General features: G+C 44.9%; 20 protein-coding genes and 2 pseudogenes. 8 read left to right on the forward strand and 14 right to left on the reverse strand.

Annotation, left to right across the window (positions count from 1 at the left end):
• Positions 1-2 precede the first annotated feature (2 nt).
• Complete coding sequence (sbcD, locus tag AC27KT_RS13995; RefSeq protein WP_487130912.1) at positions 3-1,535, reverse strand: exonuclease subunit SbcD; 1,533 nt, start codon at positions 1,533-1,535, stop codon at positions 3-5.
• 260 nt (positions 1,536-1,795) lie between these two features.
• Positions 1,796-3,088 (reverse strand): TMEM143 family protein, encoded by a 1,293-nt coding sequence (locus AC27KT_RS14000; RefSeq protein ID WP_487130914.1) that lies wholly within the window; start codon positions 3,086-3,088, stop codon positions 1,796-1,798.
• A gap of 665 nt (positions 3,089-3,753) precedes the next feature.
• Between AC27KT_RS14000 and AC27KT_RS14005 the strand changes: the two are divergent.
• Positions 3,754-4,062, forward strand: a pseudogene (locus AC27KT_RS14005) (PAS domain-containing protein); the annotation flags it as partial.
• 177 nt (positions 4,063-4,239) lie between these two features.
• Positions 4,240-4,596: pseudogene (locus AC27KT_RS14010) on the forward strand (methyl-accepting chemotaxis protein); the annotation flags it as partial.
• Positions 4,597-4,718: 122 nt separating this feature from the next.
• Here AC27KT_RS14010 and AC27KT_RS14015 read toward each other — a convergent pair.
• Positions 4,719-5,042: a DUF3718 domain-containing protein gene (locus tag AC27KT_RS14015; RefSeq protein ID WP_487130916.1), complete on the reverse strand. Its 324-nt coding sequence runs from the start codon at positions 5,040-5,042 to the stop codon at positions 4,719-4,721.
• A gap of 321 nt (positions 5,043-5,363) precedes the next feature.
• On the opposite strand from AC27KT_RS14015, the gene AC27KT_RS14020 reads away from it, so the two are divergent.
• The gene (locus AC27KT_RS14020; RefSeq protein ID WP_487130918.1) at positions 5,364-5,966 is read left to right on the forward strand and encodes a YigZ family protein; all 603 of its coding nucleotides are present in this window, start codon (positions 5,364-5,366) and stop codon (positions 5,964-5,966) included.
• Between the two features lie 129 nt (positions 5,967-6,095).
• Here AC27KT_RS14020 and AC27KT_RS14025 read toward each other — a convergent pair whose 3' ends face one another.
• Positions 6,096-8,042, reverse strand: a complete 1,947-nt coding sequence (locus tag AC27KT_RS14025; RefSeq protein WP_487130920.1) for a M1 family metallopeptidase — start codon at positions 8,040-8,042, stop codon at positions 6,096-6,098.
• Positions 8,043-8,262: 220 nt separating this feature from the next.
• The gene (locus AC27KT_RS14030) at positions 8,263-8,691 is read right to left on the reverse strand and encodes an organic hydroperoxide resistance protein (protein WP_014948414.1); all 429 of its coding nucleotides are present in this window, start codon (positions 8,689-8,691) and stop codon (positions 8,263-8,265) included.
• Positions 8,692-8,830: 139 nt separating this feature from the next.
• Here AC27KT_RS14030 and AC27KT_RS14035 point away from each other — a divergent pair, with 139 nt between their 5' ends.
• The 3 genes from AC27KT_RS14035 (at position 8,831) to AC27KT_RS14045 (ending at position 10,869) form a co-directional block, all read left to right on the forward strand.
• Positions 8,831-9,274: a MarR family winged helix-turn-helix transcriptional regulator gene (locus tag AC27KT_RS14035; protein WP_487130923.1), complete on the forward strand. Its 444-nt coding sequence runs from the start codon at positions 8,831-8,833 to the stop codon at positions 9,272-9,274.
• A gap of 346 nt (positions 9,275-9,620) precedes the next feature.
• Positions 9,621-10,295: a PAQR family membrane homeostasis protein TrhA gene (trhA, locus tag AC27KT_RS14040; RefSeq protein ID WP_487130925.1), complete on the forward strand. Its 675-nt coding sequence runs from the start codon at positions 9,621-9,623 to the stop codon at positions 10,293-10,295.
• A 46-nt stretch (positions 10,296-10,341) separates the two neighbouring features.
• Positions 10,342-10,869 carry a protein-tyrosine phosphatase family protein gene (locus AC27KT_RS14045; protein ID WP_487130927.1) on the forward strand — a complete coding sequence of 176 codons (528 nt, stop codon included), beginning with the start codon at positions 10,342-10,344 and terminating at the stop codon, positions 10,867-10,869.
• A 100-nt stretch (positions 10,870-10,969) separates the two neighbouring features.
• Here the strand turns inward: AC27KT_RS14045 and AC27KT_RS14050 are convergent, their stop codons facing one another.
• The 4 genes from AC27KT_RS14050 to AC27KT_RS14065 form a co-directional block, all read right to left on the reverse strand.
• A complete protein-coding gene (locus AC27KT_RS14050) occupies positions 10,970-11,911 on the reverse strand; it encodes a hypothetical protein (protein ID WP_487130929.1) in 942 nt (313 codons plus the stop codon).
• Between the two features lie 17 nt (positions 11,912-11,928).
• Complete coding sequence (locus AC27KT_RS14055; protein ID WP_487130931.1) at positions 11,929-12,687, reverse strand: anti-sigma factor; 759 nt, start codon at positions 12,685-12,687, stop codon at positions 11,929-11,931.
• Positions 12,687-13,217: an RNA polymerase sigma factor gene (locus tag AC27KT_RS14060; RefSeq protein WP_487130933.1), complete on the reverse strand. Its 531-nt coding sequence runs from the start codon at positions 13,215-13,217 to the stop codon at positions 12,687-12,689. Before AC27KT_RS14060 ends, AC27KT_RS14055 begins: the two co-directional genes overlap by 1 nt.
• Before the next feature lie 257 nt (positions 13,218-13,474).
• Positions 13,475-14,383 carry a hydrogen peroxide-inducible genes activator gene (locus AC27KT_RS14065; RefSeq protein ID WP_014948406.1) on the reverse strand — a complete coding sequence of 303 codons (909 nt, stop codon included), beginning with the start codon at positions 14,381-14,383 and terminating at the stop codon, positions 13,475-13,477.
• Positions 14,384-14,717: 334 nt separating this feature from the next.
• Here AC27KT_RS14065 and AC27KT_RS14070 point away from each other — a divergent pair, with 334 nt between their 5' ends.
• Positions 14,718-15,695: a universal stress protein gene (locus tag AC27KT_RS14070; protein ID WP_487130935.1), complete on the forward strand. Its 978-nt coding sequence runs from the start codon at positions 14,718-14,720 to the stop codon at positions 15,693-15,695.
• Between the two features lie 97 nt (positions 15,696-15,792).
• On the opposite strand, the gene AC27KT_RS14075 is transcribed toward AC27KT_RS14070, so the two are convergent.
• From AC27KT_RS14075 to AC27KT_RS14095, 5 genes are all read right to left on the reverse strand, one after another.
• The gene (locus tag AC27KT_RS14075) at positions 15,793-17,064 is read right to left on the reverse strand and encodes an inorganic phosphate transporter (RefSeq protein WP_014978444.1); all 1,272 of its coding nucleotides are present in this window, start codon (positions 17,062-17,064) and stop codon (positions 15,793-15,795) included.
• A 340-nt stretch (positions 17,065-17,404) separates the two neighbouring features.
• Entirely contained in the window at positions 17,405-18,121 is a 717-nt protein-coding gene (gene phoU, locus AC27KT_RS14080; RefSeq protein ID WP_014948403.1) for a phosphate signaling complex protein PhoU, read from the reverse strand.
• A gap of 150 nt (positions 18,122-18,271) precedes the next feature.
• Entirely contained in the window at positions 18,272-19,078 is an 807-nt protein-coding gene (pstB, locus tag AC27KT_RS14085) for a phosphate ABC transporter ATP-binding protein PstB (protein WP_487130938.1), read from the reverse strand.
• 15 nt (positions 19,079-19,093) lie between these two features.
• On the reverse strand, positions 19,094-20,653 hold the full coding sequence (gene pstA / locus AC27KT_RS14090; RefSeq protein ID WP_487130940.1) for a phosphate ABC transporter permease PstA: 1,560 nt from the start codon (positions 20,651-20,653) through the stop codon (positions 19,094-19,096).
• A complete protein-coding gene (locus AC27KT_RS14095; RefSeq protein ID WP_487130942.1) occupies positions 20,646-22,823 on the reverse strand; it encodes an ABC transporter permease subunit in 2,178 nt (725 codons plus the stop codon). Before AC27KT_RS14095 ends, pstA begins: the two co-directional genes overlap by 8 nt.
• Positions 22,824-23,032: 209 nt before the next feature.
• Here AC27KT_RS14095 and AC27KT_RS14100 point away from each other — a divergent pair, with 209 nt between their 5' ends.
• Positions 23,033-23,539: a glycine cleavage system transcriptional repressor gene (locus AC27KT_RS14100; RefSeq protein ID WP_487130944.1), complete on the forward strand. Its 507-nt coding sequence runs from the start codon at positions 23,033-23,035 to the stop codon at positions 23,537-23,539.
• Positions 23,540-23,609 lie beyond the last annotated feature (70 nt).

The following is a 23,609-nucleotide window of genomic DNA, read 5'->3' on the forward strand; positions in this document are numbered from 1 at the left end:
TATTACTCGCCTTTGTTTTCTTTAGTGTTTGCCAATGATGCTTCTACTGATACTTCAGCATCTTCATCATTGGCATGCACCCGCTCTAGCGCTTCATTAAAGAGCTGCCGTATTCGGTTTATGCGTGAAGCGTTTTTCTCTGAACCGGCTTCTTCCATTGCTCGGGGGCTTTGGTCGTCATCTAGCAGGGTTTCTTGTGCCGGCTCAATTGGTACCGACTCACTTGGTGCCGACTCACTTGTTGGATTATCTTCTATGCTCTCCAGTGCCAAACGCGCTTCAAATACATCGTTTACAGACAGTTCGCTAAGCTGGACGTTTTGCTTTTCCGTTAAGCTATTTACCGTACGCTTGCGCTTGCGTTTCAACTGTAAAATTTCAGCGTTTTTTCCCTCTAACAAGCCCTGAATACGCTGCTGCAAATCAGTCAGGTAGTCTTCTGTTTCAACCTCAATGCATAACCACACGGGGTCTTTAGGAGTCATGGCGTTATCCGTCGCGCTAACGGCGTTATCCGCTTCGCTAAGGGCTTTATCTACTTCATCCAATTCGCTAACGGCATCATCTGTGTGAGAAGCTAACGCGATGGCCTCGCTTTCATTAATGGCCGCCTCAATCGCTTGTAAATCGCCTTTTATTACTTCCATGGCCTGAAAGCGCGGTATCGGAAGCGTTGAGATAGTTGGCGTTGTGCTTTCAGTGCCAAACGTTATCAACACAACTTGCTTTTGCGTGTTTAGTTCATCAAAACTTAGCGGTATGGGCGAGCCTGAGTAGCGTATGTGCTCTGTTTTAGCCACTTTCTGTGGCCTGTGAATATGCCCCAGTGCAATGTAATCGGCGGGCGGAAACCCTTTAGCGTCAAAGCCTTCAAGGGTGCCAATGTAAATATCACGCACACTTTCTGACTGACTCACGCCTAAAGCGGTTAAGTGCCCGGTAGCAATAATAGGAATGGCAGCGCTATTTTCACTGCCCTGCTCTGCTTGTTTTTCTTCAATTGAGGCACGCAGTGACAGGGCTTCATTATAAAGCGCCCCGTAATGCTGCTTTATCGCATCGCCCAGCGCTTGACGTTTGTCAGTGGCGCTTTGCCCTGCTTCACTGACAAGCACATCACGTGGGCGAATAAAGGGTACGGCACACAGTACGGCACCGGGCTCCCCCTTGCGATCGTTAAGCGTAATGACTTGTTCACTTAAATCGCCATAGGTACTGGCTATTACGTGGCTGTTTAAGTATTTCAGTAGCGCCTTACTTTCGTTCAATACCGACACTGAATCGTGATTTCCACCCAGCACCACCAACGTGCACTGCATCCCCTGTAATTCACCGATAAACGCATGGTAAAGCTCTCTGGCATAGCTAGGCGGCGTGCCCGTGTCGAACACATCACCCGCGACAATAATCGCATCTATTTGATACGCTTCTACTTGTTGAAGAAGCCATTTAAGGAAGGCTGCATGTTCGTTTTTGCGGCTTTTCGTAAAAAAACTCTGACCTAAGTGCCAGTCAGACGTATGCAATATTTTCATTTAGAAGTGAACCAGGCTTGTTGCATTGGAGATAGAGATGCGCATTCAGTGCAATGCGGTTGTTGCCAAGGTGTGTACATAGCTCTACACACCTTAAGGCAACTATAGAGATTTTGTGCTTTTATGACAACGGTTTGATAGCGTGATTGTTCGTTTGAAATAGTTATTTCTGCGTACTGCTCGTCGAGAAAACTGATGTCATAAAGCGCGTATTGTGGAATATGCTAGCTTGCTCTAAATAAGGGCGAGGTAAGCGTAAATTAAACAGGCTGATAGATATTATCCCAGTAGTCATCAAGTATCTTCACCGCATCGTTAAGCGCCCGCGCAACAAAAACATCGCCGTCTTGCCCAACTAGTTCCATGTCCACCAGCTTAGTAATAGCGTCAGTAACATCAAAGTCGAGCGCACAATCAAGCTCTTCTGAAAAGTAACTCTCTATCACGCTATCAAGGGTGGCTAATGTCATTCCGCCCGCTGCAATCTCGTTTTCTGAACGTGATGCGCCAAAGGCGGCGGAGTTTTCGGAGAAGGCTTCACTACACTTGAGCAAAAATGTGTAGGCCAACAAAGCTTCTTTGCAGTCTTCTTCCTCTGCAGCATCAATTAACGTATGAAACACGCCCGCGTTATTGTCCAAGTTCTTAAAATACAGGTTATCAGACAAGGCTTTCATAAACCGGATTTTTCTGTTTTTAAACTTTGTCCATTCCTTAAAGATAAAGCTGCCGAATACCCCCATGCCAATACCAAAAGTTATTAGGCTTTGCTTGGTCAGTTCCACTTCGTCGTCTTTAAAGCCAAGCCAAAAGGCTAGAAAAGATGCCATGAGCAGTAACGACGCGCCTAACTTAGTCACTAGTACCACGGTGCCACCTATTGCCGCCGATGCACTAATAATCAACTTATCTAACGGACGCATTTTGACTTCGCTATTGGGAAACAGCATCTCCAAGTCTGCTTTGGGTACGTTTTGAAAAAGCTTTACTATGGTGGAGCCAGGTTTAAAGGTAACTGGCGTTTGCCCTTTCTTCTTGAAGTAGGCTTTATCTTTAAAAGTGATATAAACAGCCACTTTGTCGTAGTTGGTAAATGACACCTGCTTTTTTCGCAACCCGAAAAAAGTACGCAGCGTTTCAGTTTTTACCGACTCACCCCGTCGATAAAACACCACATCTTCAAAGTCTTCGAAGCTAACCGCTAGGCGCACTTTAAACAGCGACTCTTCGTTTAATGCTGCTTCTAAATCTTCGTTTGTGACTTTTTCAAAATTGGCTGCGTTTAATAGATTAGCAAACGCTCTCGAAAACGCCTTTTGGCTTTGCTTCCTAGTAGCTTCACTTGAAGGTGTAAGATCGCGGGTGTCTTTGTTTGGGTCAAAATCGTTATAGCTATCTTTTAGACCCTCAAGTTGCTCATGATATTGATAGTGTATGCGATTAACGAGCAACGTTGAGAACGTACGAAAAAGAGTCCTCTCTTGCACAATTACGTTTTCACACAATCTACTAACATCATGTTTGCGAAATGGGATAAAGCGTTCTAATGGCATCGAGTGGTCTTATTAGTTCGAATGTTTCTTGTTAGATGGAAATAGTTACCGTACTGTAACAATGAAAACAACCACTTATAAATAAATTAAGCCTAATTGATAATGCTTTAAACATAGGCTTCGCCTAATGTCTAAACGACATAAATGTTAAATATAGTTAACATAGACTACACTAATTCTTAATTATACTTGTAATTTTCGGAGACGTTATGTTCGTATCCAGTTCTCGATACAATAATGACATTTCGGCTCTTAGGGAAGAGAGCCAAGGCTTGCTTGGCACGCTGGATGCATTCAAAAACACAATGGCCTATGCCATCTATAGTACTGATGGACAGTGCACATTTGCCTCTCCCGTATTACTTTCCATTTTGGATTACCCAAATTCAACCGCAACGTCGTTTTCCCATGCGGCAATGCGCGTTGAAGGTGTTGAACCTGAGTCACAGTACAAATCGTTTTGGCAACACTTGGTCAATGGCGGCAGCTTTAGCGACACGGTTGCAAGAAAATCGGCGTTAGGTGAAACGAAGTGGCTTAAGGCAAGCTACGTAGCGGTGAATAAGCATGGCGTTACAGAAATTCATGCCATTTACCACGATATCACTGAACGTGAAAACGCCTATTTTGCTGGTAAAGCAGTGACTGACGCACTAAACAAGTCGATGGCGGTAATTGAGTTTCATCCTGATGGAACAATTATCACGGCAAATGAGAATTTTACTGCAACAGTGAAATACAGTTTGGCCGACATTCAAGGTAAACACCATCGAATGTTCTGCCGCGATAAGTTCTATCAAGAAAATCCTACCTTTTGGGATAACCTTGCTCGGGGTAATTTCTCTTCAGGTCAGTTTGAGAGAGTCGACGCTAACGGAAATGCGCTATGGTTAGAAGCAACCTACAACCCCGTGTTTGATGCCTCAGGTCGCGTTACTAAAGTTATTAAATTCGCTTCAAATATTACCGACGCAGTGAATGAGAAAGATGCCATAGCTCAAGCAGCTGAATTAGCGGTATCAACCGCTGAAGAGACTTCACAAATTGCTGCAGATGGTGCCTCTTCTTTGCAGCGAAGCGTAGAAACTTTCGACGCAGCTCTTTTGGAAGTTGAAGAAACCAACCAGTTAATGCATGAGCTCAGTGAACAGTCGCTTAAGATTGAAACTATTGTAACGACCATTAGCGGGATTGCTGAGCAAACCAACCTGTTAGCACTAAACGCTGCAATTGAAGCTGCTCGAGCAGGTGATCAAGGTCGTGGCTTCGCCGTAGTAGCGGATGAAGTTAGACAGCTGGCGCAACGCACTAGTGACTCAACGGTAGAAATTGAAAGCGTTGTTGCTGAGAATAGAAAACTTGCGGATAAGTCTACGAAGAAAATGGCCGGTGTTAAAGACAGTGTTGACCAAAACAGCCAGCAAATTGCGCAGGTTCAAAGCATCATTGATGAAATTCAAAAAGGCGCATTAAACGTATCTGAAACGGTATCCAGCATTCTACGCTAGCAGTCATGTCAAATTAGTAAATAGGGCTGCTGTATAATCAACAGCCCTTTTTTAACCCGCTTTTTTCACACAATCGATTTTTCGCATACGTACAAGCCTAGCACCGTTTAATTGTGGGGGAATTATTTTGCATGCACTACGTTAGCAATCTGCTGCTGTTGAATATTCAGGTATTTCTTGATGCTTTCCCCGTTCTTGCCATATTGATCAACAAACGCAGCAACCGATAGTCCGTTACACGTCATGTCCTGTGCTACGTACTTTTTATCTAGGGCAGACTCTTTAATTTGTTCATGTAGCTTCCACTTGTTCCCGGTGGCGGCAGCAACGCAAAGGTTAGAGGTGACCGAATCGTCGGTAGGCTTAAATTCTACCGAAGCTAAAGCACTTCCGGTGAATACAGAGGTAAGAGCAACAATAGCGATAGCATTAATACGTGATTTCATAGCATGATTTCCTTATTGGGACGAAGTTACGTTGTTGTGGCGTTACACCTTGGCCACACTCATATTCACTATTACAATCACTGCGCCAACTTTATAAAACCATTTAAATTCATAAACTTAATGACTATCAAGAAATAAGCACCCGCTAGAACGGTAAACGAAATACGACCTTTCAAGATAATTCGCCAAATAGTAGTATTTTTGACCACTGCGTTCTATCTGAGCCTATCGCCGTCGAAAATTTCGTTTTATTTAGCGGTAAAACACACTGCTTACCTTATTTGGGTTAAATAAAAAATTGTCTTAGCTTACAATGCGCTGATGACTTATCCCGTTCCAGCTAAACAGGTTGAAACCCTGTACGAAATTAAGAAAAGCAAATTCATTGCTTGTGCCGGCTTTGCAAATTCTCGTGAAAGTGCAATGGCGCTTTTAGATAGTGTGAAACAACGGTATCCCGACGCCAGACACCATTGCTGGGCTTATGTTTTTGGCAACCCTAACTCGCCAAGTAGCGCGGCGATGGCTGATGACGGCGAGCCTAGCGGCACTGCCGGTAAACCCATATTAAATGTACTCCAGCACAAAGATATCGGCGACATCATGATTATTGTCACGCGGTATTTTGGCGGGATTAAATTAGGTGCAGGAGGGCTGGTTCGCGCGTATTCCGCTGCGGCTCAGCAAGCTATAGATGCTCTTGAGGTAAGACAAGAGATAAAGCTGGAACCACTTAGCGTAGATATCGATTTCAAACACGAGCAGTTTGTACGTTACTTGGTGGAACAAGCTGAAGGCAAAATTGCCAATTGCAGCTATGGAAGTAGTGTAGAAATAGACATTGAGCTCCCACTAGATGCACTAAGTGACTTCAGGAAGCAGATGGCACCCATTGCTTTTTCGGTATCTAAGGAAAACGAATAAGCTGCAGAAAATAAGAAACTAAGGATGACGTTAAAGGTCACTTTAAATGTCTATAGCGTGAAAGTAACAAGGCCCTAAAAGCAGCGCTTATTGCGCTGCTTAATTACTAACCTAACCGTACGCTTGATGTTAATTTACGTATTCTTCATTAGCTTTCACTGTAAGTGGGTGATAGCCCGGTTTCGCTTCTTCAAATGCGCGTTTAGCAAACGCCTTGCCTTCAGGTGTTTTTGATAGCTCGCGATAAAGGGGCTTAACAAGCTTATTGCGCCCTATCGACACCAAGTAGCTATACAAACGATCATAGGCAGGCTGATAGTTATTCTCTACTGCGATCATCAACCAGCTATGAGCAATTTCGTTGTTTTTCGTCGAAGTGAGTGAAAACGCTGAATCTAGCTCAGCCAGCTGTGCGCTGCTTAGCGATTCGGGCATGTTGTTTAGAAAATATAGCCACTCGTGTACAGTCCACTGCGCGGTTTCAATATCCGCCGCTTTCACGTTGCCAGAAAGCCAAGCGCTTCGTGTGTCATCGATTTTAGTGAACGCATCAGATTCTGGCTGTGGCGCTCCCTCGGGAATGCCTGATTCAAAAATCCACGTTTGGATGCGCTCCGCGTCTAGCTTATCTGGATACTGCTTTAACAAGGTATCATCTAAATAAGCAATAAATGTGTCGGTAGTAATGCTCTTAAAAGCAAAGTCTTTAAAGTACTGCATTAAGAAAGCATCAAAGTTTTCTCGGCCAATCTTTTGTTCAATTTCGCGTAAGAACAGTGCGCCTTTTTCGTAGGGAATATTTGAGAAAACATCGTCCGGATTGCGACCACGAAGGTCGATAGCCAGGATCTCATCATTTTCCTCTAATGCAGCAATATCATTCTCTAGGTCTTGGTAACCGAGCACCGCTTCTTTTTTGAAACGATCGTGACCGTAGATCATTTCCATAATTCGGTAAGTTAAGTAGGTTGTGAAGCCCTCGTTTAACCACAGATCACGCCATGTTGCGTTTGTTACTGTGTTACCAGACCAGCTGTGCGCCAGTTCATGAGCAATCAATGAAACCAAGCTTTTATCACCTGCGATAACCGTTGGCGTGATAAACGACAAGCGAGGGTTTTCCATACCGCCAAACGGGAATGACGGCGGTAGAATTAATAGATCGTAACGGTCCCACTGGTAAGGTCCATAGGTTTCTTCTGTTACTTCTAACATCGCCTCAGTGTCTTCAAATTCTTTCGCTGCACTTTCAAGTAGCGCAGGCTCAGCATACACACCGGTACGCTCACCCATGGCTTTAAATTCTAAATCACCTATAGCCAACGCAATAAGATACGAAGGGATAGGCTGTGGCATGGTGAACTCATATTCACCATCGCGCTCGGTGGTAGGATCGTTTGACGCACTCATCACCGCCAACAGCGCTTCAGGTGTCTTAATGGTCGCGTCATAGGTTACGCGTACTTGCGGTGAGTCTTGAAGCGGAATAAAGCTTCGCGCGTGAACCGCTTGCGCTTGGGTAAACAGGAACGGGTGCTTTTTACCTGCAGTTTGCGCTGGCGTTAACCATTGTACGCCAGACGCTTCAGGTGAGGTTGAATACGCAACCGTTACTGCGTTTGCGGAACTAGGTAACGTAATCGTAAGAGGTGTACCTAAATCAGGGTCAACCTCTCCCATTTCAAAAGGAACACTTTCACCGTCTACGGTAACACTTTGAATGTCCAATGCTCGCGTGTCTAACACCAAGGTGTTGTTGTCGGGCTTTTCACGCTTTACATCAAGCGTTACGTCGCCAACAAGCTGCTTGGTCTCAAAGTTTGCAGTTAGGTTTAGGCTGAGATGGGTAACCCGAATCTCATTAGGGTTCGCGAAGGAGTGATAATCTACCCCAGAGGCAATAGCCGCGTCAGCTTGGTTTGCTACTGCAACATTTTGTACTTCAGTGTCTGAAGTCGAGCCTACGCTGATGGCTTGATCTTTGTCTGTCTTGGCTGCGTCTACATTGCTGTTGTCGCTGCATGCGAACAAAACAGGCGCGCATACGAATGTAGCCAGTAATCCGTATTTTTTCATATAACTTCCTAAAGGATGATTGATACGATCTCAGTGTATCAATCTGTTATATGACTGGCGACTCTAATTCGAAGAGCTGCGTTGTAACTGCGCTATATTTCGAAAAGCAGTAAGGGTTAACGTGAATAAGTGCAGGACAGCTACGCCATCTGACGAAGGCGTAGCTATCTGACGAGGGCATTAACTATCTGCGTTAACAACTGACTCGTTTGCCGTTTAATTAAGCAAGGCTAATATCTACTTCTATGTTACCGCGGGTCGCATTTGAATATGGGCATACTTGATGCGCAGTTTCCACCAAGCCTTGCGCTTGTGCTTTGTCCATATCGCCCAAATCTACCGTCAGTTTTACTGCAATAGCAAAGCCTTGTTCAATAGGTCCAATTGCAACGTTGCCAGTTACACTAATGTCATCGGCCAGCTTAATTTTTTGCGATGCAGCCACATGCTTAAGTGCACCGATAAAGCACGCCGAATAGCCCGCTGCGAACATTTGTTCAGGGTTCGTCCCTTCTCCACCTGCACCGCCCAACTCTTTGGGTGTAGAGAGTTTAAGGTCTAGCTTACCATCACTTGATTTCGCTGTTCCTTCGCGCCCCCCCGTTGCTGTTGCACTTCCGGTATAAACGACTTGTTGAAGTTTATGCATCGTTACTCTCCTCTTAGGTTTATCTAAATAATTACTTTGCATGCAAAATAAATTATCACCAAACCAACTTGCAGAGCAAGTGCTTTGTATGCAAAATATTCTTATTGAGAAAAAGCCGTATTGATAAGGGTTAAGCGTCATGTCAGAATTATTGAAGTTGGAAAATCAGCTTTGCCACCGTTTTTATACGCTGTCGAATGCATTCACTCGTGCTTACCGCCCCCTTCTTAAAACGCTGGATATCACCTATCCTCAATATGTGACTTTAATGGCGCTATGGGAAAATGAAGGCATTACTATTGCCGAGCTTTTAGAGAGAACGGCCATAGACGGTGGTGCTATGTCGCTGATTCTTAAAAAGCTACAAGACAAAGGCTTTTTAGTTGTCACTAAAGATGAAGCCGACAAACGCGTTAAGCGCGTTCAACTCACTGAAACGGGCAAGAAGAAGAAAGCCATAGCAGAAGACGTGCCTGCGCAAATGCTCTGCAAGCTCAATGGCATGACTGCAGATGAAAGCCGTACGTTAAAAGTCCTATTGGACAAATTAGGCGGCTGCTTCGAGACTGCAGATTTAAACTAGTCCGGATAGATAATCACCTACTCAGCCCTGCATTCCCACGCTTTGCTAGGAAACTTGCCAGCGCCTTTTGAGTGGGCAATTATCTATGCGTATTGGTATTTTAACCTCTTTTTGTAATCTGATTGTCATCAGATTTTTGACGTTTTCTGTTATTATTTTCGCATTGAGCGAACAAGTGTGCGCTATAATTGTCCTAATGGACGTAGTAGGGAAAATGCTGAACTGCGCGCTTCAATTGAAAGCGCTAGTCGCTGAAATGATCGCATGTCTTATCGAGAAAGTGCGACAAGAGGCTTTAAGGGCATTTACTACCCATTATTCTTAGAAATAAAAAACAGGAGCTGTGATGACCCAAGAACAGATTCAGACACAGGCTGTGCCGCAATCAAAAAGCATTCCTGCAAAAGCCTACTCTGTAATGGAGGAGTGGCTGAACAGTATTAGTCATGGGGTTGGCTTTATTGCGGCTATCGTGGGTTTAGTATTTATGTTGTATCGAGCGGAGGATACGCTCGCGTTAACCACTGCAGCTATTTATGGCTCTACGCTCATTCTGGTGTTTTTCAGCTCAACCCTTTATCACGCCATTTCCCATCAAAAGGCAAAGGGATGGCTTAAGCTATTTGACCACAGCGCAATATATTTATTGATAGCAGGTACTTACACACCATTGTTACTGGTTTCGATTGGTGGCGTGTTGGGTATTACTATGACCGCGATTATCTGGAGCTTGGCGATTGGCGGCGTGGCGTTTAAGCTCGTCGCGCAGCACCGTTTCCCAAAGGTATCCGTGATGACTTATTTGCTGATGGGATGGATTGCATTGGGTCTTATCTACCCTCTTTATGTCGCCCTTCCCGGTGCTGGCCTATGGTTATTGGTAGCAGGCGGGCTGTGTTTTAGTGTAGGCGTGTGCTTTTACGTGGCAAAAAAGGTAAAGTACACCCATGCAATTTGGCACATGTTCGTGATTGGCGGATGTAGCTGCCACTACTTTTCAATTTATTATTTTGTCGTTTAACAAAAGGCCCAAATTAAGCTGCTATGCCAAAACCATGTGAAAACTTATGCTAACAAACAAGCAAAGCGCTGAGAAAAAGGAAGACAGCCCAACAGTAGAGCCGAATATCGCGTGGTTTTCTCTACGCGCAGGGCATATATGCCTAGGTAAAAAACCTGTTGAAAGTGATTTTGAAAGGCTTAAATCATTGGGCGTGACTCACGTGGCTACGGTACAAACCAGTGAAGAGAACGCACCGGTTATTCGTGACCGTTCAATAGCGGCCGGGTTAGAGTGGCTATGGGTTCCATTTTTACACCCGTCGTCAGAATCCCCCACCGAAGATGTACACCTTCACCAATACCTTCATGAACTATCTCAAATGTTGACCGAAGGAGCGAAGATATACTTACACTGCGATGGATCACAGCACCGCTGCAGCCTTTTGTTCTATGCACTTTGCCACTATTGCCGTGTTCCATCTAATAGCGCTTACAATGCGCTGCACAGCTTTGGCGCTAGTGCGGCAAATAACCTTAAGAGATCCGAACTCACATGGGCAGCAGAATTAGGGCATATTGCACCTAAAATGTAGGCCAATAAAAAGCGCACCTTCGTTATCAACGTTCATTAACGAAGGCGCGCGTGCTGTTTTAACGAAGCAAAGCGTTCATAAGTGCGCCGAGCTTATTTATTTAAAACTGATAAATATTAGCGTTGGTGAGAAGTTTATTCGCGTCTATTTTTTCTTGAACACAGCGCACTATATCAGCACGAGTAAATACATAAATTCGGTCTTTGCGCTCGCGGCTCTCGTCCATCTCAAAATCTTTCAGCACCATGCTGATATGTTCATTTTCCGGCAGACCGCGTAAGCCTGCCCCAAATCTGCATAAGGTCTCGCTCATGCCCGACTCAAAACCGGCCAGAAACGTTTTGTAAGCTTGCTGCTGCTGCGCTTTACGCGCCTCCATTTGTTTAGTCTGCTCTTTTTCAATTGCATTAAGCTCATCCTTCATGCTTTTTTCTTTCGCTTCTAATTGCTTAAGCTGCTCTCCAGACTGCTCTTTTTGCGCGAGTAATTCTTTTTTTCGCGCCTCGTCAGCGTGACGCAATTCAAAGGTAATATCTCGCAGTTCACGCTCTACCTCTCTTGCTTCCCAGGCAAGTTCACGCTGCATGTTGCGCAAGTCGCGTAAGCGACTATTGTTGTCAGCAAACGCCTGAGAAAAACGATGGCTGGTTTCTTCTGCGTAAGCTTCCCACTCTCTGGCTGCTTCAAACACAATGTCATCAACATCACTAAACGAATTTGCAGACGGGACTGGTGGTGCAGGCGGTGCTGGTGGTACGGTGGCAACCAATCCTTCTACCAGCGTTTCTATCTCTCGTACCCAGTTACCGCTTTGGCCTCTTACTGAAAAAGTAAATACTGCCCCCTGCCCAGCAAGATAGCTGGTTTCAATTTGACTCACTCTCCAAGAGTCTGTCGCGGCATTTTGTCGTAAGGACGTTTTGAGTACCCCTGACATTATTTCTAATTCATTCGATAGCGTGTCATATTTTTGCGCACTTTGTGCGTTCGCAAGACCACCAGCAGCAGAGCAAAGTAGTAAAGCAGTTAATAAACGTTTCATAATTTCACCTAATTACATTAATCATCTAGCGACGACTGTGGATTGTTTGTTTCATACGGCATGGTTAATGGCACTTCAGAACGGCTGTTAGGTAAACTTACCGCGCTGTACCCTATTTCAATGTCATCAATTTCATCCTGTAGACGCGTAAATTGGCGTGCATAGAATCTTTGATCATCAATACGCTGCTCGTTGATAAATTTAATAAGCTCGGCAAAGTCGTGTTTGCGTTCTTCTCTACTCGACGCTAATAAGTACTTAGTAAGCTCTGCACTGCTTTGTTGCTGCTGTGTAGATAGCGCCTGAGCGTATTCTTTGAATAGTTTTTGGTTTGCTTGTTGATAGAAATCACGTTGCTCACCTAAAGCTTTAGCAACTTCTTGCGTAACGCGCAGCTCAACCATTTCATCCACTGTGTTGGCGCTTTTGTTTGAAAACGTAAGCGCTATACCGTTATTGCTATACGACAGCTTTGTACCGGTGAGTACGGCTAACAGCGCACAGGCCGACATGGCCATGGCACACGCTGGCAAGCTAAACCAGGATGAAAGCGAACGTGGTTTATCTTTCTTAAAAAAGGTCTGTTCTTTGTCCCATTGGGGAAGTGCCGGGGCAACGAAGCTTGCACTTGCGCTGTTCAAACGGGTGCTATTTTCTACCGCCTGCGCGAACTCAGCATCTGAATCACACAACGCGTTAAACTGCTTTTCTTGCTCGCTATCAAGCGAGTTGTCCAGATAAGCTGAGAATAAGGCTTCTTTGTCATATAAGGTCATTATTCCAACTCCAACTTCAACTTTGCTAAGGCTGCGTAAAGTCGCGACTTAGCGGTATTTACTGAGATATCCATTTGCTGTGCAATTTCTTCGAACGTGAAGTGGCCGAAGAACTTCAATTCCACCACCGCCTTTTGGCCCAAAGGTAGGGTCTGCATAGCCTGCGTTAATGCTCTACTCTCTCTGTCGCTATAAAGCTGCATTTCAGGGCATGGCGCACCGCAAAGTGGCGCCTGTATATCGTCAATGTCAGAATGCGGCTTTCGCTTGCGATACAGTTCAACGCAGCGACAGTGGGCAATGCGATAGAGCCAACTTTTAAAACTGCCCTCACCTTTAAAACAGGCAAGACTGCGAAACACAGAGATAAAAACCTCCTGCATTAAATCTGCTGCATCATGGCTATTCCCTGTCATTCGAATACCGTATTGATACATAGCGGTTTCGTAGCGAGATATAAGCGTAAACCACGCTTTTTTATTACCCTTTAATGCCTGTTCCACGAGTTTTTCATCTCGTTTATTAAACACGCCGTTCCCCGTTTTTACGCTCTGTTTTTTTACTTAACCATTAAGTCGATAAGCTTTGCAAAAAAGTTTGTTTAATTGATAAATAAATTGTCATTTAGGGAATAACCCCAATGAAACTGCGATTTAAGCGAAGGATGAAGAACTTCTTTGGGGTTGGTGCACAAGACAATACTTGATGTCAGCAATAAAAAAGCGGCTGAACCTATAGGCTCAACCGCTTTAGCTAAATATGAAAGGTAGCGCGCTCAGCGCCAAGCTTATTTTAACGTGGGAATAGGCAGCAGTGGCGAGATAATTTCACCAATACGACGAAACAGCTGCATACGCGTAGTGCCTGAACGCCATACTAAACCAATCTCACGAAACCCCTGCTCTTCAGCGGGGAAGCTCTTAAGACCTGTGTGCTCAAGAATAGACTGGTTTATCGCAAGTTCAGGTAAGAAGGTGTAGCCCATTTTGCTATTCGCTAATTGCACCAAGGTATATAAGCTGCTTGCCGCTACACTGCTAATTTGGTCGCTGTGCTGAAGATTGCACGCACTTACCGCATGCCCGGTCATACAGTGCTCTTGCTGAAGTAAGAAAATACTCTTTTTCGGCAAGGTTGAAATGTCGACAGGGTTAGGAAGCTGCTCAGCCATATCTTTGTGCGCAATAAGATGGAACGGGTCATGCCCTAAGACCATCTGTTTACAACCTGGTGTTTCCATTGGCAACGCTAGAATAAGTAAGTCTAATCTGCCGTCGGTCAATTGCTGTAGCAACTTCTCCGTCGTGTCTTCCTGCATTTCCAAGTTGATCTCGGGTAAAAATGCAGAAAACGCGCCCATCATGCCTTCAAAAAGAAACGGCGCAATGGTTGGAATAACACCTAATTTTAAGGTGCCTCGCTGCCAATTGCCTGCGTTTTGCGCATACTCAACCAGCTCTCCCGCTTCCTGAAGTAGCACTTTACTGCGTTCAACGATATCTAGTCCCAACGATGTAAACACAAAGGTTTTATGTTCACGCTCAAGAAGTTGGCTTCCGAAGTGCTCTTCAAGGTTCTGAATGGCCGTACTCAATGTTGACTGACTTACGTTACAGCGCTGTGCAGCACGGTGAAAATGTTGCTCTTGATGTAGCGTCACCAAATAGTGCAGGTGCTTAAGATTAGGCCATTTCATGGGCATCTCACAATTATTTAAAAAGGGATTAAAAAATATTGGATTAATCTAACATAAAGATTAAATAGCGCCTAGGGTTGATACCCAAGGTTAACGAGAACGATATTCTGCCATTCGTAGCTGTACGCATGCCACATCCCAAAACAGAAGTAGATAATTCTTTTTATTGTGCAATCTATAAGAAGCTTTTGAGAATTTGACATTTCCCGCTGGAAAGCCCCCATAAGTAGCGTTAGGATTAAATTAAAGCATTGCATGTAACATATTTTTACGACGAAGTAAGACCCGCTCTTGTATCATTCAGTCAATGGAGCGATCAACTATTGAGGGCAGTATGAAAGGACATTATAAGAACATTTTATGTGTATTGAGCGACTCTCATCGACAAGATGATACGGTAGCTCAAGCACTGCATATCGCCAAAGCACACCAAGCATCGCTTACTATTATGCTTTCGCTAGAATCTTTGCCGCCCAACGCTAGTATGGTCATGGAGTCTTTCTCTTACGTTGATTCTCAGCAAACCATGGAAACCCAAGCCCAGCACTGGTTAAAAGAACAAGCAGAGAGTTGGGGGAAACACTATCCGGTATCTACCGCGGTAACGGTAGGCCAGCCGCTTATTGACGTTGTGCGTTATGTAAAAAAGAATAACATCGACCTAGTAATTAAACGGGCAGAAGAGAGCTTTCTAGATAAGTTATTCGGAAGCTTAGACATGCGTTTATTCCGCAAATGCCCGTGCCCGGTTTGGATCATTAACCACAAGCCTCGCAGTCAGTACAAAAACGTAGTTGCAGCACTGGATTTGAACTATCACTATCCACAGCATGAAGTGTCTATTAGGCGCGATCTTAATCGCGACATTTTGCGTCACGCAAGCCAAATAGCCTTGCTAGAATTTGCACAGCTGCACATTGTTCACGTTTTCGATGCGGTTCCTGAAAACATAGCAAGAGACGGGTTTATATCGGTTGATAACGACAGAATGGAAACCGATCTTGCAAAAATCCATGCCGAGCGTGAATCGGAATTAGACAAATTGCTTGAAGAACTAGGCAATGAATTGGATGACAGTGTATTAGAGTATTTGAAACCTCAGAAGCACATTGTTCACGGTTACCCTCGAAGAGAAATTGCAGCCACTACCACATCCCTTGATACCGACATTATTGTAATGGGCACAGTGGCGCGTTTAGGCGTGCCTGGCTACATCATGGGCGACACCGCAGAAGAAACTATCCATCAGCTTAAGTGCGCCGTTGTGGGTGTTAAACCCCGTGGCTTCGAAACGCCTATCTCTGTTGATTAAAGAAAACATTCCACAAACAAAAAAGGCCGTGCTTCACTTCAAGCACGGCCTTTTTTAATTCTTTTCGCTTAATACGAACGTTTATTAGCGCTATGTTCTACGCTACGCCAAACGACGCCTTAAGAATGTAGAAGAAGATAATCGAGAGGATTGCGCCTGCAGGCAACGTAACAATCCACGATACGACGATATTTCTCACAATGCCTAGGTTAAGCGCTGATACACCACGCGCCAGACCTACACCTAGTACCGCTCCTACAAGCGTTTGGGTAGTCGAAATAGGTAAACCCGTACCCGATGCGATAACTACCGTACACGCTGCAGCGAGTTCTGCTGCAAAACCGCGGCTTGGCGTTAAGTGTGTAATACCTTGACCGATGGTCTTGATAACGCGATGTCCAAATAGCGCAAGACCCGCAACAATACCTAAACCACCAAGAGGAAGGATCCAAGGTGCAAGTGTAGTGCTAGAGTTAATTTCGCCGCCACTACTTACTACGCTAACTACCGCAGCCAATGGCCCAATAGCGTTAGCTACATCATTTGAACCGTGGGCAAACGCCATACAACAAGCTGTCACTACCATTAGCAGTGCGAATACTTTCTCAACGTTAGCCGCCTGTAGGTCTGCGTCTTCAGAGCCGCTGAACTTCATACGGCCGATAAACCATTTACCCAAGAAGCCCAACGCTACGGCAATAGCAATAGCCAGTAGATATCCATTGACGGCACTTAGCTCTAAACCAACGTGCTTAAGGCCTTTCTTGATAGTAACAAGCGACATCACAAAGCCCGCTAATGCCATATAAAAAGGCACATAACGCTTAGCATTTGCAAACGGAGAGGCAGTTTGGAAGATGAGCTTGTGCGCGCTCATGAAAATAAGATAAGCAATGATGCCTGAAATAGCTGGGGTTACTACCCAACTACCAACAATACCACCCACTTTGTCCCATGCTACTGCGTCCATGCTGACGCCAGTGGCAGTAAAACCGATGATTGCACCGATAATTGAGTGAGTGGTAGATACAGGCCACCCCAACCATGACGCTACCGCTAGCCAGATTCCAGCTGCAAGTAGTGATGAGATCATGCCTAATACAAGGTATTCAGGTATGTCTATAAAATAGGTTGAGTCGATAATCCCTTTTCGAATGGTAGACGTTACTTCGCCACCTGCTAGGTAGGCGCCAGCAAACTCAAATATCATTGCAATGATAATGGCTTGTTTTATGGTTAAAGCTTTAGAACCTACTGACGTACCCATTGCGTTGGCAACGTCGTTCGCTCCAATACCCCATGCCATGACGAAACCAACGCCGGCGGCAAGGATTATAAGAATTAGGCCATAACTTTCAAAAAATTCCACGGATAATCGCTCCCGATCTAAACGCGATTTAGGCTGGACGCTACTTGAGTAAGTAGCATGATCTCTTCACCACAAAGGCTAGAGAATGAAGTTAAAGACAAATTGTGTTTTATCATAAGGTTCGATTAAATTTTGCACGATCTGTTCTTGGCTGCGGCGCATGATAACGTAATCATGTTAGAAGCCATAGCGAAAATCACTGAAAAACGATAAAAGTATGCGGAATTATTTGAATGCGATGATAAAACCACCAAATATTTCAGTTTTATGACAAATAAATTTCACCAACTTCCATATTTGAATATTACTACGCAAAAACACACTGACCATTTGGACAGGTTTACGTCAAATCTTCCAGCTTTTGCTGCATATTTTCCAGCGGTGTATGCCTTACATCAGTACCGCGAGTGAGATAAACCACGTATTCACACACGTTTTTACATCTATCACCAATTCGCTCTAACGAGCGCATTGCCCACAACACATCCAGCCAATCCTGCATGTCGTCAGTGCTTTTCTGCATTTCGGAGGTGGTATACGACAGCAGCCGTTTGTACTCACTGTCAATGCGGTTGTCTTGGTCATACACTTCTAAAGCAGCGGCCTCATCCTGACGGGCAAAAGCGTCGAATGTGCCGCGCATCATGGCGGCGACTCTCTCACCAATAAGCAACATACTGCTCTTGATAGTATCTGAACTCGGCAGCTTATTGCGCGTTACCAGTTTAGCAATACGCTCGATTTCATCGCCCATTCGCTCAATATCGGTAATGGCTTTGGAAATGGTCATAATCAAACGCAGGTCACTGGCGGTAGGATGACGTTTGGCAATAATGCGCAAGCACTCTTCATCAATTTGAATTTCCATGGAGTTAATTTTTAAGTCGTTTAACACCACTTTTTCAGCCAGAGCGGCATGATTGTGCTTTACCGCTTTTAACGTATCCACCAGCTGCTGCTCAACTTCGCCTCCCATGGTTAATACCGAGTTACGCAAGTTTTCCAACTCGATATTAAAGGTACCTGAGATATGCGTATTTAAGGCTACCTGTCGCATGGTGATTTCTCCTCGCGCCATAAGCTTAATAAATAACGGCTAGACAATGTGCCAGTGCCTATCGTTGCACTATTATTACAAGCCGCAACGCCAAGCCAAACTTCAGCATTGCGGAGCAACTCCAAGTTAGAACGCACGTTCACTGCACCGTTATCCATATCGCCCCGTTATATAATCTTCGGTTTGTTTTTTGTCCGGCATGGTAAACAGCGTATCGCTGTCTGCATATTCTATTAGCCTGCCCTGATGGAAAAAGGCGGTATAGTCGCTAACCCGAGCTGCTTGCTGCATGTTGTGCGTCACAATAATAATGGTGCATTGCTTTTTTAATGCATCCATCAGTTCTTCGATAAAAAGTGTGGTCAGAGGGTCAAGGGCCGAGGTTGGTTCATCAAGAAGTAGAATGTCGGGCTTCAACGCCAGTGCTCTAGCAATCACCAAACGCTGCTGCTGACCGCCAGATAAAACATGGGCAGATTCAAATAAACGATCTTTAACCTCGTCCCACAGCGCCGCCTGTTTCAGTGCGCTTTCCACCGCGTCGTCTAAGTGTCGACGAATTTTAACGCCTTGAAGCTTAAGCCCGTAGCACACGTTCTCATAAATGCTCATAGGAAAGGGGTTGGGTCGCTGAAAAACCATGCCCACGTTCGTTCTTAGGCGTGACACATTTACTTTGCGACTATTGATGTTTTGACCATCAATAATAATTTCACCATTGTATTTGCAGCCGTCATACAAATCGTTAAGTCGGTTGAAACAGCTGATAAGTGTAGATTTGCCGCAGCCACTTTGACCAATTAACGCGGTTATTTTGTTTTTGGGGATCCGCATGCTGATGTCATTTAACACATGCTTATTGCCAAACCACAGGTTTAGGTTTTTAACCTCTACCGCGGTTTGCTGTTCACTAATATCGTTTACGTTTAGCGTATTGTGTTCAAACAACTTCAACATGTTACTAGACCTGTATTATCCTTTGAGATAGCGTTTACGAAGGCGCGCTCTAAGTACAACTGCCAGAATATTTAATACAAAAACTACTACCAGTAATAGTAAGCAGGCGGCGAACATCATACTTGCGCTCTTTCCATCAGTTTGGCTGTGAAACGCTCCGTCATAAATAAGCACGCCCAAATGCATAAACTGCCTATCAAGGTGGAGATAAGGAAACTCTCCATCTATGGGCAAGGTTGGCGCAAACTTGACCGCACCAACTAACATAAGTGGCGCTACTTCACCTGCCGCCCTCGCAATCGCCAGAATTACGCCAGTCATAATACCCGGAGACGCAATAGGCAATACGGTACGCACTATAGTCTCAATTTTGGTAGCTCCTAATGCGTAACTGCCCGCTTTCAATCCTTCCGGCACCCTGCGCAAGCCTTCTTCAGTCGCCACAATCACTACAGGTAAGGTCAAAATTGCCATAGTTAAGGCAGCCCAGAAAACGCCAGGGCTTCCCATTGTGGGTGCTGGCAGTGTGTCGCTAAACAATAGCTCATCAATACTGCCGCCCAAGGTATAAACAAAGAAACCAAGTCCGAATACGCCGTAAACAATAGAAGGTACACCTGCCATATTGCTTACACTGACACGAATAATGGTGGTCAGTGCCGTGTTAGGCGCATATTCACTCAAGTAAATAGCGGCTAATACACCAAAGGGCGTCACAATGATGGTCATTAAGAATACCATGAGTACAGTGCCAAACAACGCGGGGAATACGCCGCCGGAGGTATTTGCTTGCTTAGGCGAATCAGTTAAAAACACGCCTATTTCTGAAAACACTACCTGCCATTTTTCCATTGTGCTTAAGCGACTTACAAAGTCCACATCTTGAATACTAGAAATAGGGATAACAAACGGCGTACCGTCTGCAAAACTTACCAGCAAGGTGTACTCAGCCCGCGTCACCTCTAACGCTTCAACACGCTTTTGATATTCATTAAATGAAGCGACCAAGCGCTCTCTTGCTGGTGCGTCTGCCACCACGTTACGTTTATCAAATTGAGACAGCGCTTCGTGAATAGGCGCAAGATGACGCGTATTGAGATCTTCAATTTGCGCACTGATCTGGGCAACTTCCTCTATGACATCATCAATTTTGTCTAGGGTCTGTGGCGGTTTAGAAGGGACTACAATATATTCGGGAATAGCCAACACGCGCCTGCCATCCAATAATTTGATGTCTGCGCTGTCTTTCGCGAGCAATGTGCTAGATAAGTTTTCTCGCGATAATTGAATTTGAAAGCCATAAGGATGCTGAGTATCTGAGAACTTAAGTGTTACATCCTCATCTGTCGATTCATCAAATAGGTTCGCAAGCACCGAAAAACTTGTGCCGTCTTGATGCGTACCGGTAACCGTATAGATAGGTTCAGGCCAAAAATAAGCCGTCCCGCGAAAGCTTATTAACAAGAGCACGCTCACCAGTGCGATAAGCAGTAAGCTAGTGAAAAAGGCTGTTAGACTGATAACCAGCGACTGGCGCTGAACTGCGCTTAATCCAAACATTGTTCGATTAACCATAATACGCCCTACTTCTTATATGCTGGCGCAGTAGCTCTGCTATGGTGTTTACCAAAAAAGTAAATAAGAACAAAATGCACGCGGTAAAAAATAAAATTTGATAGTGCGCGGATGATACATCGGCCTCTGGTAGTTCGATTGCCAAGTTGGCAGTAAGTGCTCGCAAACCCTCAATCAAGCCCCAACTGGAGATTGGTGTATTTCCTGTAACCATTAGAACAATCATTGTTTCACCAAACGCACGGCCAAAACCTAGCATTATCGCGGCAACGATGCCCGGCAGTGCAACGTGCAGCACAACGTGGAGCAAGGTCTGTAAGCGAGTTGCGCCCAGTGCAAACGAAGCATGTTTTAAGTCGTTTGGAACGCCGTTAATGGCATCTTCAGCTAAAGAATAAATACTCGGTGAAATAGCCACACCTAACGCAAGCGCTACCACTATGGTGGTTTTGCCAATGGGACTATTCGATTCAGATGCAAGTAGCGTAAACCCGTCCACTCCCATCACCGAGAAAATAAGCGCGGGCGCATACTCCACGCTTATAAAACCTAAAAAGAACACACCACCTATAGCGAAAAGTAGTTCTGCACCATGCCTTAGTTTTTTAGGTAGGTACTCCGCAATAGGGCGTTGCACCGAAGCAACAACTATAAGCACAAAAGGAATCACGATAAGGAAAAAGGCAAAGGAAAACAAAAACTGCTCGGCTTTCGGCGACAGCCAAATGGCCGCGATAAACCCGATTAACACGCTGGGTATGGCTTCTAATAGCTCAATAGCCGGTTTTATAATGTTGCGCAGACGGCTTTTGGCGAAAAATGCGGTGTATATAGCGGCGCCGATGGCAACAGGTATTGCAATTAGCAGTGCCAAAAGAGAAGCTTTGATGCTGCCTATCAAAAGCGGCGTTAAGCTAAATTTAGCCTCCTGAAAATCGGAAGCACTGGTGGTTTGCCACACCGTTTCTTCTGCACCGTAACCCTCATAATGTTGCGGCTCAAACAGCGATGCCCACGTGGTAATGCCGCTTAAATGCTTCCCTTCCCATACTGAAAGTGTATTGCCTGAGTAGCCGTAAAGCTTATTACCATACCAGGTGATATTCTCGGCGGTACGCTCAATTTGTTGCGACGCCACTACATCACCTGATACGCGGTTTACCAACAGGACCCGTGCTTTATCGGTGAGCACAGCCACTAGATTCATACTGGCATGCTCTGCCACGTCTCTTACTGTCTCTCCTGGAAGCGCTATTTGGTAGGTTGGTTTAAATGTGAGGCCTTTTTCACTTTTACTCAGCACCCAGCGAGTCAGTGTCTGCGTTTTTGTATTCGTTAAAAAGAAAGTGCGGTCTTTAGCGAGAGGAAATACGATGTTCTCATCTAACGATGCATCAATACCACTTATTATGGGTAGAAGTGATGCCCCTTTATCGCTGAGCCGGTTGAGGTAAAGCGCATCTTCAATTTGAAGCAGCACAATCTCGCTACCAGGCAGCAGTACCAACCTATCTACATTGTAAAACCGTTTGTCTACCACCTGCGTGGGACGAAGCCGATTCACCCAACGAATGAAAACACTGTTACCTTTTGAGATAGACACCACAGCCCATTTGGAAGACAGGGCCATATTCCAGCTGTCACGCTCTCGCCATTTTTCTTTAGGTAATGCGAAAGTAATATTATTGGACAACGTAGCTTGGGGCGCGCTCGTTGCAATATCAACCGCTGTGCTGTCGCCCATGTTGAACGATCTAACCGGCAAGACCCTCACTTGAGCATTGGGCGATACATCAACAATATAGTTCTCTCCCATCACGCTATGGGCTGACAACCTATGCTCACAAGGTCGAATGTAATCGTGATTACTCTCCAAACTATCGCCTTTAAGCAACTTTAAACCTAATCTACAGTCAGACTTTCTAACCAGCAGCGGCTGGCTATTGATGATGTCGCCGGCGCTGATAATTTCCTCGTTGTCTTGGGTTTTAAAGCTTGAAAGGTGTTGTAAGCTAGGGGTATATGCCAACGGCAGAGCTTGGCTGATTAAATGGGTAATAAGAATAACTAACGTCAACAAAACAAGGCCGCCGAAGCCGGTCACTACATAGCGTGACCACCTGTCGCTGCGCTGGCGTTTTTTGTTTGTGCTGTTGCTGTCGAAAGTCATGCGGCTGTTTAGTAATTCTTATTTTCGAAATTCTTCATTTTTAAGAAGAATAACCCTAAATTGCACTGGTGAGCAGTGTAAGTTTTGTTATGCTAATAGCAAGTGAAAGTTTATGGCATTACCTTCGCGCAACCTACTCTGCGCCTATGGTATTACCCAACAGGAAGACGATCAAAGTTTTTCTCTACACGCCCAATAAGGAGCATCGTATGCAATCATTGGTAATCAGCATTATGGGTAAAGACAAGCCGGGTTTAGTAGACGCACTGGCCAAGTGTGTATACAAACATGAGGGCAACTGGCAAGGATCGAGCTTTGCGCATATGGCGGGAATGTTCACCGGTTTTGTAGAAGTACATGTTGCCGATGAGAACAAACAAGGCTTAATAGATGCGCTAGACGCCATTAAAGATTTGTCGGTGCAATCTGTAGCGGTAGCAAGCAGTGAAAATAACAACACCACCAAATTGACGGTTGATGTAATGGGCAATGACAAAACTGGTATTGTCCAAGAGCTCACCTCTGTTTTAAACCAGTTCAATTTGAATATTCTTACCTTTGCTTCACACTGTGAAAGCGCGCCCAATTGGGGCAGCCTTATATTCAAAGCAAAAGCAGAAATTGCAGTTCCAGAAGACTTCGACGATGGCGCATTGCAAGATGCTCTGGAATCGTTAGCTAACGATTTAGTGGTGGACATTACCGCGAAGCGATAAAAACAAGGGCGTATTTGTGGTGCCATACACTATCCGCGCATCACAATTACGAACTCATCATATTGAAAGT

It is taken from the genome of Alteromonas sp. 5NW40-0090 (assembly GCF_057552975.1).